The 14368-nt window shown below is 61.2% G+C and carries 14 protein-coding genes; 2 read left to right on the top strand and 12 right to left on the bottom strand.

The genetic code is table 11. From position 1 onward, the window contains the following. Positions 1-4: 4 nt before the first annotated feature. The 7 genes from astA to K5R88_RS05130 all read right to left on the bottom strand — a co-directional run bounded on the left by astA (position 5) and on the right by K5R88_RS05130 (position 5817). Positions 5-1039: an arginine N-succinyltransferase gene (gene astA / locus K5R88_RS05160; RefSeq protein ID WP_008038379.1), complete on the bottom strand. Its 1035-nt coding sequence runs from the start codon at positions 1037-1039 to the stop codon at positions 5-7. Continuing rightward, entirely contained in the window at positions 1036-1974 is a 939-nt protein-coding gene (gene ctlX, locus K5R88_RS05155; protein WP_226299351.1) for a citrulline utilization hydrolase CtlX, read from the bottom strand. Before ctlX ends, astA begins: the two co-directional genes overlap by 4 nt. A 250-nt stretch (positions 1975-2224) precedes the next feature. Further along, complete coding sequence (locus K5R88_RS05150; protein ID WP_008026500.1) at positions 2225-2704, bottom strand: Lrp/AsnC family transcriptional regulator; 480 nt, start codon at positions 2702-2704, stop codon at positions 2225-2227. A gap of 12 nt (positions 2705-2716) precedes the next feature. Continuing rightward, on the bottom strand, positions 2717-3478 hold the full coding sequence (locus K5R88_RS05145; RefSeq protein ID WP_008038375.1) for an ABC transporter ATP-binding protein: 762 nt from the start codon (positions 3476-3478) through the stop codon (positions 2717-2719). A 51-nt stretch (positions 3479-3529) separates the two neighbouring features. Continuing rightward, positions 3530-4240, bottom strand: a complete 711-nt coding sequence (locus K5R88_RS05140) for an ABC transporter permease (protein WP_008026504.1) — start codon at positions 4238-4240, stop codon at positions 3530-3532. Beyond that, the gene (locus tag K5R88_RS05135) at positions 4237-4962 is read right to left on the bottom strand and encodes an ABC transporter permease (protein ID WP_008038374.1); all 726 of its coding nucleotides are present in this window, start codon (positions 4960-4962) and stop codon (positions 4237-4239) included. Before K5R88_RS05135 ends, K5R88_RS05140 begins: the two co-directional genes overlap by 4 nt. 75 nt (positions 4963-5037) lie before the next feature. Further along, positions 5038-5817 (bottom strand): transporter substrate-binding domain-containing protein, encoded by a 780-nt coding sequence (locus K5R88_RS05130; protein WP_008026508.1) that lies wholly within the window; start codon positions 5815-5817, stop codon positions 5038-5040. Positions 5818-6265: 448 nt separating this feature from the next. Between K5R88_RS05130 and K5R88_RS05125 the strand changes: the two genes are divergently transcribed. After that, entirely contained in the window at positions 6266-7372 is a 1107-nt protein-coding gene (locus K5R88_RS05125; protein ID WP_008038371.1) for an enoyl-CoA hydratase/isomerase family protein, read from the top strand. A gap of 3 nt (positions 7373-7375) precedes the next feature. Then, entirely contained in the window at positions 7376-8527 is a 1152-nt protein-coding gene (locus K5R88_RS05120) for an acyl-CoA dehydrogenase family protein (protein ID WP_008026512.1), read from the top strand. Positions 8528-8643: 116 nt separating this feature from the next. On the opposite strand, the gene K5R88_RS05115 is transcribed toward K5R88_RS05120, so the two are convergent. The 5 genes from K5R88_RS05115 to K5R88_RS05095 form a co-directional block, all read right to left on the bottom strand. Then, on the bottom strand, positions 8644-9417 hold the full coding sequence (locus K5R88_RS05115) for an enoyl-CoA hydratase (protein ID WP_226299350.1): 774 nt from the start codon (positions 9415-9417) through the stop codon (positions 8644-8646). A 13-nt stretch (positions 9418-9430) separates the two neighbouring features. Further along, a complete protein-coding gene (locus K5R88_RS05110; protein ID WP_008026517.1) occupies positions 9431-10558 on the bottom strand; it encodes an acyl-CoA dehydrogenase in 1128 nt (375 codons plus the stop codon). Positions 10559-10697: 139 nt separating this feature from the next. Further along, entirely contained in the window at positions 10698-11891 is a 1194-nt protein-coding gene (locus K5R88_RS05105) for an acetyl-CoA C-acyltransferase (protein ID WP_192227238.1), read from the bottom strand. A gap of 12 nt (positions 11892-11903) precedes the next feature. Further along, a complete protein-coding gene (locus K5R88_RS05100; RefSeq protein ID WP_008026522.1) occupies positions 11904-12665 on the bottom strand; it encodes an SDR family NAD(P)-dependent oxidoreductase in 762 nt (253 codons plus the stop codon). 16 nt (positions 12666-12681) lie between these two features. Continuing rightward, on the bottom strand, positions 12682-14346 hold the full coding sequence (locus tag K5R88_RS05095; RefSeq protein ID WP_008026523.1) for an AMP-binding protein: 1665 nt from the start codon (positions 14344-14346) through the stop codon (positions 12682-12684). Positions 14347-14368 lie beyond the last annotated feature (22 nt).

Below are 14368 nucleotides of genomic sequence, written 5' to 3'. Positions count from 1 at the left end.
CGAGTCAAGCCGCAGATAATTGCTTGGCCGGTACTGCCAGACTCACTGCCCGCACCGATGCACCGGCACTCAACCCCAGCGTTTTTGCAGTCTGCGCATCGACAATCAACGTGCCCGCCGCTACCCGCGCCGGTGCTGCGGTAATCCGGCACTCGGCAAACTGGCGGTTGTGAATCAGGTAAGTCGCCGCCTGTTCTCCGGGGGTGCCAATGCTCAATTGCAGTACCTGACTGTCACGCACCGCGCGGATGTCGGCGGTGGCGCATTCAATCAGCGGCCCGCCATCGAAAATGTCGATGTAGTCGCGGTGTTCGAATCCTTCCGCCTGAAGCATGCCCAGCGCCGGCTCGGTGTTGGGATGGACGCGGCCAATCACCGAGCGCGCTGCTTCCGGCAACAGGCAGGTCGGCAGCGGAAACTTGGGCATCAGTTCCGCGATGAAGGTCTTGTTGCCCAGGCCGGTGAGGTAATCGGCATCGGCAAAGTCCATCTTGAAAAAGTGCCGCCCCAGCCCTTCCCAGAACGGTGAAATGCCCGCTTCGTCCGAGTAGCCGCGCATCTCTGCAATGACCTTGTCGCCGAAGTGCTGACGGAACTCTGCGAGAAACAGGAACCGCGCCTTCGACAACAAGCGCCCGTTCAGGCCGCTGCGATGATCGGCGTGCAGGAACAGTGAGCACAACTCCGATTGCCCGGTCATGTCGTTACCCAGGAACAACGTCGGCAGTTGTTGATTGATCCCGAGGTTTTTCGACGCCGCGACAAACAAGCCCATTCGATAGTTGTACCAGGGCTCGCGCAGGCCGACGGCACCGGCCAATGCGCAAATACCGATCGCTTCTTGCTGGTCGTTTTCCAGCACAAACAAGTAGTCGGCATCGGCACGCTCGGCGTCGCCGGCAAAGGTTTTCGCGGCCCATTCCAGACGCTGGCGCAAACGCGGTGCATCGGCAGGCAAGGTGGTCAAACCGGTCCCGGCGCTATGAGCCAGGGCCAGGAGTGCCGGCAGGTCAGCCGGTGTGGCGGGACGGACGATCATCGCACTTGCTCCTTGGCAGTCAGGTGTTTGGGCAGGAATACTTCGGCCAACATGCAGCGGGCGCTGCCGCCGCCGATGCGTTCGATGGTGTCGATGTTCACCGGCAACGGCGTGGTGTGGGCTTCGATCAACCGACGCTGGCGGGTGTCCAACGCTTGCCAGGCGGTACGTGACATCACCAGCACGGGGTCGCCCGCACTGTCTTGAACTTCCAGCATGTTGCCGGCAAAGGATTCCAACTGGCTCCAGTTCAGCGCGATGACTTGCTTGCCGCTGTCTTCCAGCCGCGAGCGCAGGGCCAGGCGTTCGCTCGGGTTCGTGACCGATGCCAGGCAGGCAATGGCCAGACGCGTACCGACGCTCATCATCACGTTGGTGTGGTAAATCGCGACGCCCTGACGGTCCTGCGCCGTGAACGCGCACAGCTCGTAACCCAGATGGTTGACCACCTCATCCAGCGCCCGGGCGTGGGTGCGGGTGGAGTAGCCGGCGTAGCAAATCCGCTGCTGACGATCCAGCACCATGCTGCCGGTGCCTTCCAGGAAGACTTCCTGCTGTTCGAGGCTGGAAAGGTCCAGCAACTGCTCGACCCGGTATTCGTCGCGCAGCCAGTCGAGCACACCTTTATCCCGCTCCAGGCGCCGGTTGTGGCCTTGCATCGGATACAGCACCAACGTGCCGTCGGGGTGGCTGCTCCACCAGTTGTTGGGAAAGATCGAGTCTGGCGTGTGCGGGGCTTCAAGGTCGTTGTGCACAAGGACCTCGACGCCTTGCCCGCGCAGTGCGGCAACGTAGCCGTCGAACTCTTGCAGGGCCTTGAGCTGAACGTCTTCGGACACGGCGGCCGGGCGCTGAAAACGGTTGTTCGCCGCCGTGTCCTGATTGAAAGAGAAACGTGTCGGGCGAATCATCAAAACGGTATTGGTGGTTTGCATGGGCACAGATTCAATGAGGGTTGAGAGAGGCTCATTGTCTGTTTCGGGAGCGGGAAAACCCGGTTGATAAGGGTTTTTAAGGTGATGGAAACGGCTGAAGATTCCGGCCCCTCCAGCCGATTCGGCAAACACCCAGAACCAAATGTGGGAGCGAGCCTGCTCGCGATTGCGGTGTGTCAGACAACATTATTGCTGGATGACATACCGCAATCGCGAGCAGGCTCGCTCCCACAGGGGACTGGCTTGTTCACTACTCCATCGTGGTCTTGACCATCGCCAGTTCCGGGTGGCTGACCAGTTTGTCGATGTGCAACTCCGGGTCGTCGAACCAGACTTCGGTCAGCACCCGGTAATGTTCCATGTCGCGGCAACGCATGCGCAGGCTGTAGTCGAACGCGCCGCTGATCAAGCGACACTCCAGCACCTGCGGGCAAGCACGGACCTTGGCTTCGAAGGCTTTTTGCGCCGCCCGACCGCTCTGGTTCGACAGCGCCACCAACACCAGCAAAGACAGCCCCGGTGTCAGTTTTTTCTCATCGAGGATCGCCCCGTAACCGCGAATGACCCCGAGCTGTTCAAGCTTGCGCACCCGTTCCAGGCATGGCCTGGGGGTCAGGTGCACGCGCTCCGAAAGCTTTTGGTAAGTGATGCGCCCTTCATGGCGCAGCACTTCAATGATTGCCTGATCGATACGATCAAGCACGATCGACAGATCGCGGATATCCGCCATGTACGTCTTGCCTCACTTCAAACGACCCGATAGGAATTGCTGCAAACGTTCACTGTTTGGCCGGTCGAGGATCGTCGCATCACCCTGCTCCTCGACCCGCCCCTGATGCAAGAACAACACCTGGCTCGACACCTGCCGGGCAAAGCCCATTTCGTGGGTCACCATCAACATGGTCCGGCCTTCTTCCGCCAGTGCCTGAATCACCTTGAGCACTTCGCCGACCAACTCCGGATCAAGGGCCGAGGTCGGCTCGTCGAACAGCAGAATTTCCGGCTCCACCGCCAGCGCCCGGGCAATCGCCACCCGTTGCTGCTGCCCACCGGACAGAAACGCCGGGTATTGATCGGCGACTCGCTGCGGCAAGCCGACCTTGTCCAGATAAGCCCGTGCACTTTCCTCAGCCGCCTTGCGGCTGATGCCCAGCACCCGGCACGGCGCCAGCACGATGTTTTCCAGGACGGTCAGGTGACTCCACAAGTTGAAATGCTGGAACACCATCGCCAGGCGCGTGCGCAAGCGCTGCAACTGTGCCGGATGGGCGACGCGCATGCCACCCGCACCCGGGCGAGTGATGACCCGTTCGCCGTCGAGTTCGATGGCGCCCTCGTCCGCCCGTTCCAGAAAATTGATGCAACGCAGCATGGTGCTTTTGCCTGAACCGCTGGCGCCGATCATGCTCACCACGTCCCCTGCCCGCGCATTCAACGAGACGCCCTTGAGCACTTCATTGTCACCAAAACGTTTATACAGATTTTCAACCGTGAGTTTGTACATGCAGACACCCCTGCAGCAGCACCCGATTCGGCGCTGCTCTGGATAATTGGATTAATGAGTCGGCCCGAGAAAGCTCAGCCAGCGCTTTTCCGCGAGGCGAAATGCGCCGACCAGGCCAAACGACAACGCGAGGTACAGCAGGCCGGCAATGCCGAACGCCTGAAAGGTCATGAAGGTCGCAGCGTTAGCGTCGCGGGCGACTTTGAGAATGTCCGGAATGGTTGCGGTGAACGCCACCGAAGTCGCGTGCAGCATCAGAATCACTTCGTTGCTGTAATACGGCAACGCCCGGCGCAGCGCCGAGGGCAGGATCAGTCGCAGGTACAGGCGCCAGCCGCTCAAGCCATAAGCGTGGGCGGCCTCGATTTCACCGTAGGGAATGCTGCGGATCGCCCCGGCGAAAATTTCCACGGTATAGGCGCAAGTGTTGAGGGTGAACGCAAGCAGCGTGCAATTCATCGCGTCGCGAAAGAACGCTTCGAGCAGCGGCTGCGAGCGCACCACCGCGATGCCGTAGATCCCGCTGTAGCAAATCAGCAGCTGGATATACAGCGGCGTACCGCGAAACACGTAGGTAAACAGCTGAACCGGCCAGCGCAGCAAGCCCCAGCGCGAGGTGCGCAGGATCGCCAACGGCAACGACAGGACAAAGCCCATTGCGATGCTCGCCACCAGCAACCACAGGGTCATCGCCAGGCCAGTGAGGGTCTCGCCGTCGCTGAACAGAAAGGGTTTCCAGTATTCGGCAATCAACTCGATCATCGCGCCATCCCCCGTACGCCCTGGTTGTAACGTCGCTCCAACACACGCAAGGCGTAGTTCGACGCGCTGGTGATCAGCAGATAAAGCGCCGCCGCCATCAGCAGGAAATCGAGCATGTTGAAGGTGCTTTTACCGGCCTCCTGCGCGACCTTGACCAGGTCCGACAGGCCGATGATCGACACCAGCGCCGTGGCCTTGAGCAACACCAGCCAGTTGTTGCCCAGGCTCGGCAAGGCAAAACGCATCATTTGCGGAAACACTACGAAGCGAAACCGCTGCCAGCGGTTCAAACCGAAACACGCCGCGGCTTCCTGCTGTCCACGCGGCACGCTGAGGATCGCCCCGCGAAAGGTCTCGGTGAAATACGCGCCATAGATAAACCCGAGGGTGATAATCCCGGCCACGAACGGGTCGATTTCCATGTACGGCCAGCCCATCGCTTCGGTCAGGCTGCTCAGCCAGCCTTGCAGGCTGTAGAAAATCAGCAGCATCAGCACTAGGTCCGGCACACCGCGAATCAAGGTGGTGTAGAAGGTTGCCGGCAGGTTCAACAGCTTCAGCGGCGACAGCTTTGCCGCCGCGCCGAGCAGCCCCAACGCCATGCTCACCAGCAGCGAGAGCGCCGACAGTTTCAGCGTGACCCAGGTGCCGTGCAGCAACAATGGGCCATAGCCTTGCAGGGCCGAAACATCGAGCCCGATCAGATTCAGGAAGGAATTCACGCCAGTCACCTGTCTTGAGGCGCCCACGATGAAACACTGTGCCGGTTCACGGCACAGCGTCTTGGGGCGCGAGGATCAGTTGTTGTAGAGGTCCAGATCGCCGAAATGCTTCTGCTGGATCTGTGCGTAGATGCCCTTGTCGTGCAGGGCCTTGATGGCGGCATTGAGCATGCCTTTGAGTTCTTCGTTGTCCTTGCGCACGCCGATGGCGATTTCCGACGGCACCAACGGGTCGCTGATGCCTTCGCTGTTCTGGAAGTCAGCCCCCTGTGGCGATGTGAGGAAGCTCATCTGCGCTTGCAGCTTGTCCTGGATCGACGCATCGAGACGGCCATAAACCAGGTCGGCGTACACCTGATCCTGATTCTGATAAGCGCGCAGCTTCACGCCACCCGGCCCCAGTTTGGCCTTGGCGTAGGTTTCCTGAATCGTGCCCTGCATGTAACCGATGGTCTTGCCCCGCAGCGACTCGGCGGTGGGCAGCAGCCCAGAGTCCTTGCGTGTAACGATGGCGGTCGGCCCGGCGTACAGGCGGTCGGTGAAGTCGATCTGCTTTTTGCGCGGCTCGGTCACGGTCATCGACGATTCGATGGCGTCGAACTTGCCGGCCTTGAGGGCTGGAATCAGCCCGTCGAAATCATTGCTGACCCACACGCAGGTCAGTTTCAGCTCGGCACAGATCGCGTTGCCCAGGTCCACGCCAAAGCCCTGCACGCCGCCATCGGCGGTGGTTGACTCAAAAGGCGGGTAGCTTGGGTTGACGCCGAATCGCAGCTCTTTCCATTCCTTGGCATGGGCGCCGGTGGTGCAGCACAGCAGCGCGAGTGTCGGCAAAGTCAGCCATTTGATATTCATCTTCTTGAGTCCCGATTTGTTTGGAGTTATCGCGGCCTGGCGAACCCGACCGCCTTTATGGGCAGGAACAGAGAGTCGGTGCGGCACAAGCCGCAACAGCGTTCTTATTGTTTTGTTCGAGGGGCCGCACGTTGCGGCCTCCAGCCTGAAACCCTCGGCACAGACGGCTTCAAAAGCACGGCCAGAATGCCAACAGATAACCTGTTGCAGGTGTCGTAAGGGCCGCTCCAGACGCCCCGATTGCGCTGATAAGGCTGTTTTCACAGCCGATTCGGTCGTGAGCGCGTCCCGCGGTGGTCTTGAGAGGGAAATCCTTCAGCGCTATTACAAAAATGCACACGAGACCTGCACATATCCGGGTTGTACTAGGCAAATTTGCACTGTTACGATCCAGCATCGCTCGCGCGCGAGCTTCTCTATAAAGAACAATAAAAGCAGGGAGTTAGTGATGACTGCTCAGGTTTCATCGAAGTGGACTTCGTCCATGGATGCCACGCAAAACGACGTGCTGGCCGAGGTTCGCAACCATATCGGTCACCTGACCCTCAACCGCCCCGCCGGCCTCAATGCCATTACCCTCGACATGGTGCGCAATCTGCAGCGTCAGCTTGACGCCTGGGCGCAGGACTCGAACATTCACGCGGTGGTCTTGCGCGGTGCCGGCGAAAAAGCCTTTTGTGCCGGCGGCGACATCCGCTCGCTGTATGACAGCTTCAAAAACGGCGACACCCTGCACGAAGACTTCTTCGTCGAGGAATACGCCCTCGACCTCGCGATTCACCATTACCGCAAACCGGTTCTCGCCCTGATGGACGGCTTCGTCCTGGGTGGCGGCATGGGCCTGGTGCAAGGCGCCGACCTGCGCGTGGTCACCGAGAAAAGCCGCCTGGCGATGCCGGAAGTGGCCATCGGTTATTTCCCGGACGTCGGTGGCAGCTACTTCCTGCCGCGCATCCCCGGTGAACTGGGGATCTACCTGGGCGTCAGCGGCGTGCAGATCCGTGCGGCGGATGCGCTCTATTGCGGCCTGGCCGACTGGTATCTGGACAGCAGCAAACTGGCGACGCTGGACGAAAAACTCGATCAGCTGGAATGGCACGACACGCCGCTCAAGGACCTGCAAGGCCTGCTGGCCCGACTCGCCGTGCAGCAACTGCCGGACGCGCCATTGGAAGCGCTGCGCCCGGCTATCGATCACTTCTTCGCCCTGCCCGATGTGCCGGGTATTGTTGAACAACTGCGCAACGTCACGGTTGCCGACAGCCATGAATGGGCGACCACCACCGCCGACCTGCTGCAAAGCCGTTCACCGCTGGCCATGGGCGTGACCCTGGAAATGCTGCGGCGCGGTCGGCACCTGAGTCTGGAAGACTGTTTTGCCCTGGAGCTGCACCTGGACCGTCAGTGGTTCGAGCGCGGCGACCTGATCGAAGGCGTGCGCGCCTTGCTGATCGACAAAGACAAGACCCCGCGCTGGAACCCGCCGACCTTGCAGGCGCTGGACGCCGCACACGTCGCGAGTTTTTTCACAGGGTTTGACCGGAGCGGGAGCTGAGCCATGCACGATATCGAATTGAGCGAAGAGCAAGTCATGATCCGCGACATGGCCCGGGACTTTGCCCGCGGCGAAATCGCGCCCCACGCGCAAGCCTGGGAAAAGGCCGGCTGGATCGATGACGGTCTGGTGGCGAAGATGGGCGAACTGGGGCTGCTGGGCATGGTGGTGCCCGAGGAATGGGGCGGCACTTATGTCGATTACGTCGCCTACGCCCTGGCGGTGGAAGAGATTTCCGCCGGCGACGGTGCCACGGGCGCACTGATGAGCATCCACAATTCCGTGGGTTGCGGGCCGGTCATGAACTACGGCACCGACGAACAGAAACAGACCTGGTTGCCGGATCTGGCCAGCGGCAAGGCCATCGGCTGCTTCTGCCTGACCGAGCCGCAAGCCGGTTCCGAGGCGCATAACCTGCGTACCCGCGCCGAACTGCGCGACGGCCAGTGGGTGATCAACGGCGCCAAGCAATTCGTCAGCAACGGTAAACGGGCGAAACTGGCGATTGTGTTTGCCGTGACCGATCCGGACCTGGGCAAGCGTGGCATCTCGGCGTTTCTGGTGCCGACCGATACCGCCGGTTTCATCGTTGATCGCACCGAACACAAGATGGGCATTCGCGCCTCCGATACCTGCGCGGTGACCCTGAGCAACTGCACCATCCCCGAAGCCAATCTGTTGGGTGAACGCGGTAAAGGCCTGGCCATCGCCCTCTCCAACCTCGAAGGCGGACGCATCGGCATCGCCGCGCAGGCCTTGGGTATCGCGCGTGCCGCATTCGAAGCGGCACTGGCCTACTCCCGTGATCGCGTGCAGTTCGCCAAGCCGATCATCGAGCACCAGAGCATCGCCAATATGCTGGCCGACATGCACATGCAACTCAACGCTGCACGGTTGATGATCCTGCACGCCGCGCGGTTGCGCAGTGCCGGCAAGCCGTGTCTGTCGGAGGCTTCGCAGGCCAAGCTGTTTGCCTCGGAAATGGCTGAGAAGGTCTGCTCGTCAGCGATGCAGATCCATGGCGGGTACGGGTATCTGGAGGATTACCCGGTGGAGCGTTACTACCGGGATGCGCGGATCACGCAGATTTATGAAGGGTCGAGCGAGATTCAGCGGATGGTGATTGCCCGAGAGTTGAAGAATTATCTGGTGTGAACCTTAAAAAGCTTCGCGGGCAAGCCTCGCTCCTACAGGTTATCGGTGTTCGCATGAACAACACATAACCCGTAGGAGCGAGGCTTGCCCGCGAAGACGTCCGTGAGAACGCTACATCACTTACCGATGAACTCCGCCTCACGCTTGGCAATAAACGCCGCCATCCCTTCCTTCTGATCCTGCGTCGCAAACGCCGCATGGAACACCCGACGCTCAAAGCGCACGCCTTCCGACAGGCTGACTTCGAAGGCGCGGTTGACGCTTTCCTTGACCATCATCGCAATCGGCAACGACTTCTTGGCGATCAGCGCGGCGACTTTCAGCGCTTCTTCCAGCAATTCATCCGCTGGAACGATCCGCGCCACGATCCCGCAACGCTCCGCTTCAACCGCATCGATCAAACGCCCGCTCAGGCACATTTCCATCGCCTTGGCTTTACCGACTGCGCGAGTCAGGCGCTGGGTGCCGCCCATGCCCGGCAACACGCCGAGGTTGATTTCCGGTTGGCCGAACCGGGCGTTATCGCCGGCCAGGATGAAGTCGCACATCAACGCCAGTTCACAACCACCGCCCAGGGCAAAACCGTTCACGGCAGCGATGATCGGCTTGCGGCGGTTGGCCACGCGGTCGCTGTCGCTGAACAGATCGTCGAGGTAGATCTGCGGGTAGGTCAGCTCGGCCATTTCCTTGATGTCGGCACCTGCGGCGAAGGCTTTTTTCGAGCCGGTCAGCACGATGCAACCGATGTTGGAATCGGCTTCCAGGCCATCGAGGGCGTGGTTCAGTTCGCTGACGATCTGCGCGTTCAACGCGTTCAGCGCCTGCGGACGGTTCAGGGTGATCAGGCCGACACGGCCGTGGGTTTCCAGCAAAATCGTTTCGTAACTCACAATGGACTCCTTCTTAAAGACTGCGCGAAATGACCATGCGCTGAATATCGCTGGTGCCTTCGTAGATCTGGCATACCCGCACGTCGCGGTAGATCCGCTCCAGCGGGAAGTCGTTCAGGTAACCGTAACCGCCGAGGGTTTGCAATGCAGCAGAGCAGACCTTTTCGGCCATTTCCGAGGCAAACAGTTTGGCCATGGACGCTTCGACCAACGCCGGTTTGCCGCTGTCACGCAGCGCGGCGGCGTAATGCACCATTTGCCGGGCGACGGCGATCTGGGTCGCCATGTCCGCGAGGCGGAACGCGACGGCCTGATGCTCGATGATCGGTTTGCCGAAGCTCTCGCGCTCACGGGCGTAATCCCGCGCCGCTTCAAATGCGGCTCGGGCCATGCCCACCGATTGCGAAGCGATACCGACGCGGCCGCCTTCGAGGTTGGCCAGGGCAATTCGATAGCCTTCGCCCTCTTCGCCCAAGCGGTTGGCCACCGGCACTTTGACGTCTTCGAACAGAATCTGGCAGGTGTCGGACGCATGCTGGCCGAGTTTGTCTTCGACGCGGGCGACTTTGTAGCCCGGTGAATCGGTCGGCACGATCAGTGCGGTGATCCCGCGTTTGCCGGCGCTCGGGTCCGTCACTGCAAACACGATCACCACGCCGGCGTTCTGCCCGGAGGTGATGAACTGTTTGCAACCGTTCAGGACGTAATGATCGCCTTCCAGGCGCGCACGGGTTTTCAGGCCACTGGCATCGGAGCCGGCCTGCGGTTCGGTCAGGGCGAAGGCGCCGAGCATTGCACCGCTGGCCAACGGTTTGAGAAAGCGTTCTTTCTGGTCGTCGTTGCCGTAGTTCAGGATCGGCACGCAGCCGACCGAGTTGTGCACGCTCATGATGGTCGAGCAGGCGCCGTCGCCAGCGGCGATTTCTTCCAGGGCCATGGCGTAGGCCAGGTAACCGGTGTCGCACCCGCCCCACTGTTCGGGCACCAGCATGCCGAAGAAGCCCAGTTCAGCCATTTCGCCGATGGCTTCCTTGGGAAAACGGTGCTCACGGTCCCATTCGGCGGCGAACGGTTTCAGCCGTTCCTGGGCAAACTGCCGGGCCGCTTCGCTGATCTGCAGTTGTTCGTCATTGGGAATCATGGCAAATCCTTAAAATCCGGGGTACGACACAGAACTCTGTGGGAGCCAGCCTGCTGGCGATGGCGTCGTGTCAGTCACTGTCTGCTTTTATGACATACCGCATCGCCAGCAGGCTGGCTCCCACAGGGGTGAGGTTGGCCTAGTACAGGCATTCCACGGCCATCGCCGTGGCTTCGCCGCCGCCGATGCAGATTGCCGCAACGCCGCGTTTCAGGCCTTTCTGGCGCAGGGCCGAGAGCAGGGTCACGAGGATCCGCGCGCCGGACGCACCGATCGGGTGGCCCAAGGCGCACGCGCCGCCGTGCACGTTGAGTTTCGCGTGGGGGATTTCCAGATGGGTCATCGCTGCCATGCCGACCACGGCAAAGGCTTCGTTGACTTCCACCAAGTCCACGTCATTCAGCGACCAGCCGGTTTTCTTCATCAGCCGCTTGATTGCGCCAATCGGTGCCACCGGGAACAGGCCCGGCGTGTCGGCGAATGCCGCGTGGCCATGAATCACCGCCAGCGGTTTCAGGCCGCGCTTGTCCGCTTCGGAACGGCGCATCAGCACCAGCGCCGCCGCACCGTCGGAAATCGAACTGGAGTTGGCCGCCGTCACCGTGCCGCCTTCGCGGAACGCCGGTTTCAGCGAGGCAATCTTGTCCAGTTTGGCTTTTGGTGGCTGCTCGTCATTGCTGATGACGACTTGCTCTTTGCCGACGGTCACGGTCAGCGGCACGATCTCGTCCTTGAAGCTGCCGTCCTTGATCGCCTGCTGCGCGCGGGTGGTCGAAGCGATGGCAAACGCATCCTGGGCTTCGCGGCTGAAGCCGTTGGTTTCAGCGCAATCTTCCGCGAAAGTGCCCATCAGGCGGCCCTTGTCGTAGGCGTCTTCCAGACCGTCGAGGAACATGGAATCGAGCACACGGCCATGGCCCATGCGATAACCACTGCGGGCGCGGTCCAGCAGGTATGGCGCGTTGGACATGCTTTCCATGCCGCCCGCCACCACCACATCGGCGCTGCCGGCGAGCAGCATGTCATGGGCCAGGATGGCCGCTTCCATACCGGAACCGCACATCTTGTTCAGGGTGGTGCAGCGGGTCGATTTATCCAGCCCGGCGCCCAGTGCAGCCTGGCGCGCCGGGGCCTGGCCGAGGCCGGCGGGCAGCACGCAGCCAAACAGCACTTCTTCAACCGCGTCCGGCGCCACACCGGCGCGTTCGACGGCGGCGCGAATCGCGGCGGCACCCAATTGCGGTGCAGTCAGGCTTTTCAGTTCGCCCTGGAAACCGCCCATCGGGGTACGGACGGCGCTGACGATAACGATTGGATCGTGGGAAAGGGTCATGACAAATCCTCCTTACTTGGCGGCCATGCGCAAGGCACCGTCGAGACGGATCACCTCGCCATTGAGCATGCTGTTATCAATGATATGCCTGACCAGCTGCGCGTACTCGGCCGGTTTGCCCAAACGTGGTGGAAACGGCACGCCAGCGGCAAGGGAATCGCGGACTTCCGGGGTCATGCCGGCCATCATCGGCGTCTCGAAAATCCCTGGGGCGATGGTCATCACACGGATACCGAAGCGCGCCAGTTCACGAGCCGCCGGCAAGGTCAGGCTGACAATCGCGCCTTTCGATGCCGCATAGGCCGCCTGGCCGATCTGGCCGTCATAGGCTGCGGCGGAAGCGGTGTTGATGATCACACCGCGCTCGCCATCAGCATCCGGCTCGGTTTCGGCGATGGCCGCCGACGCCAGACGCAGCATGTTGAAGCTGCCGATCAGGTTGACGTTGATCACCTGGCTGAAACTGGCCAGTGCATGCGGACCGTTTTTGCCGAGGATCTTCTCGCCACGCACGATGCCGGCGCAGTTGACCAGACCGTTCAGGCCACCGAAGGCTTTGACCGTGGCCTGCACTGCCGCTTCCGCCGCCGCTTCATTGCTGATGTCCGCGACCACGCTTTGCGCGCCGAGACGTTCAGCCTGGGCCGCGACCGCTTCGGCGTTCATGTCCACCAGCATCACTTTGGCGCCGGCCGCGACCAGCATTTCAGCCGTGGCCGCACCGAGCCCGGAGGCACCGCCGGTGACGAGAAAAACCTTGTTTTCGATCTGCATCATTGTTTCCTTGGATTCAAGCTGAAACGTTCTTCGCTGCGGCCTCTTGAGCCTTGGCGATTTCCTGGTTGCGCAAGATAAAGCGCTGCAATTTGCCGCTTGGGGTTTTCGGCAACTCGCTGACAAATTCGATTTCACGTGGGTAAGAGTGCGCGGCCAGGCGTTTGCGCACGTGTTGGCGCAACTCTTCGGCCAACTCCGGCGCGGCGCGGTATTGCGCGCTGAGCACGACGAAGGCTTTGACCAGTTCGGTGCGCTCCGGATCGGGTTTGCCGACCACGGCGGCTTCGACGACGGCCGGGTGTTCGATCAACGCACTTTCCACGTCGAACGGGCCGACACGGTAGCCGGAGGTGGTGATCACGTCGTCACTGCGGCCGACGAAACTGATGCTGCCGTCCGGGTTCCACTCGACGGTGTCGCCGCTCAGGTAATAGTTGCCGACGAAGGCTTTGGTCGGTGCGCCTTCGTAGCCGTTGAACCAGCACATCGGCGACTGAGTGCGGTCGATGGCGAGGATGCCGGGTTGGCCGACACCCAGTTCCTTGTACTCCTCGTCCAGCACCACGATACGGTGGCCCGGCGAAGCAAAACCGGCGGCGCCCATGTGGATCGGATGATCGAGGCCGTGGTGGTTGCACAGGACCATGCCCAATTCGGTCTGGCCATAATGGTCGTGAATCACCACGCCGAGGTTGTCGGCGAACCAACGGATCACTTCCGGGTTCAACGGCTCGCCGGCACTGCTGACGATGCGCAGTTTGCCTTTGATCGACTTAGCGAACTCATCGCCACCGGCGATCAGCAGGCGATAGGCGGTCGGTGAACCGGTGAGGTTGGTGATCCCGTATTTGTTGATCACCCGGCAGGTGCTTTCGAGGGTGAACGGGCCATCGTAAAAGGTGATCGGATGCCCCATCGCCATCGGCCCGGTGACGCCGAAATAGATGCCGTAGGCCCAACCCGGATCGGCGACGTTCCAGAAGGCGTCTTCAGGGCGAAGGTCCACGGCGTCGCGGGTGTAGCTCTCGAACGCGACGATTGCCTTGAGCGGCACCGACAGCGCTTTCGACGGGCCGGTGGTACCGGAGGTGAACATCAGCAGGAACGGGTCTTCGCCGGTCAGCAGCACCGGTTCGCAGTCAGCGGAATAGTTGGCCAGTTCGGCCCAGAAACTGAAATCGCCACGGACGATGCCCTGGCCTTTTGCACCACCGACGGTGACGATAGTCGGGCAGTCGGCGACTTCAGCGAGTTTCGAGCGATTGACCGCGTCGGTCACCACCACTTTGGCGCCGGAGCTGCTCAAGCGGTGTTCGATGGCCTTGGGGCCAAACGCGGTGAACAGCGGCTGATACACCGCGCCGATGCGCCAGGTGGCGAACACGGTGATCAACAATTCGATATTGCGCGGCAGCAGGCCGGCGACCTTGTCGCCTTTTTTTACGCCCTGCGCCAGCAGGAAATTGGCGAAACGTGCAGCCTTGTCCTGCAAGTCGCTGAAGGTGTACGTAGAGCTGGAACCGTCGCGACCTTCCCAGAACAGCGCGATGCGACCTGGCAACGCATGCCGGTCGCAACACTCGACACAGGCATTGAGGGCCGTCAGGTTACCCGCGAGTGCGGCGTCGACGGTGTGCTGATAATTGAACTGTGACGTGGCAGACAAGTAATCGCGCATTGCCAGAATCCCTCGGTATTTT

This window comes from Pseudomonas sp. MM213 (genome assembly GCF_020423045.1).
In the GTDB taxonomy this organism is placed as follows: domain Bacteria; phylum Pseudomonadota; class Gammaproteobacteria; order Pseudomonadales; family Pseudomonadaceae; genus Aquipseudomonas; species Aquipseudomonas migulae.
Note: the sequence above shows the minus strand (reverse complement) of the source record. Positions and strands in the feature narration are given on the sequence as shown.

Excerpts from the sequence above, each read along its gene's own strand:
- K5R88_RS05100 (WP_008026522.1), bottom strand. The coding sequence starts at position 12,665 with ATGCAGATCGAAAACAAGGTTTTTCTCGTCACCGGCGGTGCCTCCGGG.
- astA (WP_008038379.1), bottom strand. The coding sequence starts at position 1,039 with ATGATCGTCCGTCCCGCCACACCGGCTGACCTGCCGGCACTCCTGGCC.
- ctlX (WP_226299351.1), bottom strand. The coding sequence starts at position 1,974 with ATGCAAACCACCAATACCGTTTTGATGATTCGCCCGACACGTTTCTCT.
- K5R88_RS05125 (WP_008038371.1), top strand. The coding sequence starts at position 6,266 with ATGACTGCTCAGGTTTCATCGAAGTGGACTTCGTCCATGGATGCCACG.
- K5R88_RS05120 (WP_008026512.1), top strand. The coding sequence starts at position 7,376 with ATGCACGATATCGAATTGAGCGAAGAGCAAGTCATGATCCGCGACATG.
- K5R88_RS05150 (WP_008026500.1), bottom strand. The coding sequence starts at position 2,704 with ATGGCGGATATCCGCGATCTGTCGATCGTGCTTGATCGTATCGATCAG.
- K5R88_RS05095 (WP_008026523.1), bottom strand. The coding sequence starts at position 14,346 with ATGCGCGATTACTTGTCTGCCACGTCACAGTTCAATTATCAGCACACC.
- K5R88_RS05145 (WP_008038375.1), bottom strand. The coding sequence starts at position 3,478 with ATGTACAAACTCACGGTTGAAAATCTGTATAAACGTTTTGGTGACAAT.
- K5R88_RS05140 (WP_008026504.1), bottom strand. The coding sequence starts at position 4,240 with ATGATCGAGTTGATTGCCGAATACTGGAAACCCTTTCTGTTCAGCGAC.
- K5R88_RS05105 (WP_192227238.1), bottom strand. The coding sequence starts at position 11,891 with ATGACCCTTTCCCACGATCCAATCGTTATCGTCAGCGCCGTCCGTACC.
- K5R88_RS05110 (WP_008026517.1), bottom strand. The coding sequence starts at position 10,558 with ATGATTCCCAATGACGAACAACTGCAGATCAGCGAAGCGGCCCGGCAG.
- K5R88_RS05130 (WP_008026508.1), bottom strand. The coding sequence starts at position 5,817 with ATGAATATCAAATGGCTGACTTTGCCGACACTCGCGCTGCTGTGCTGC.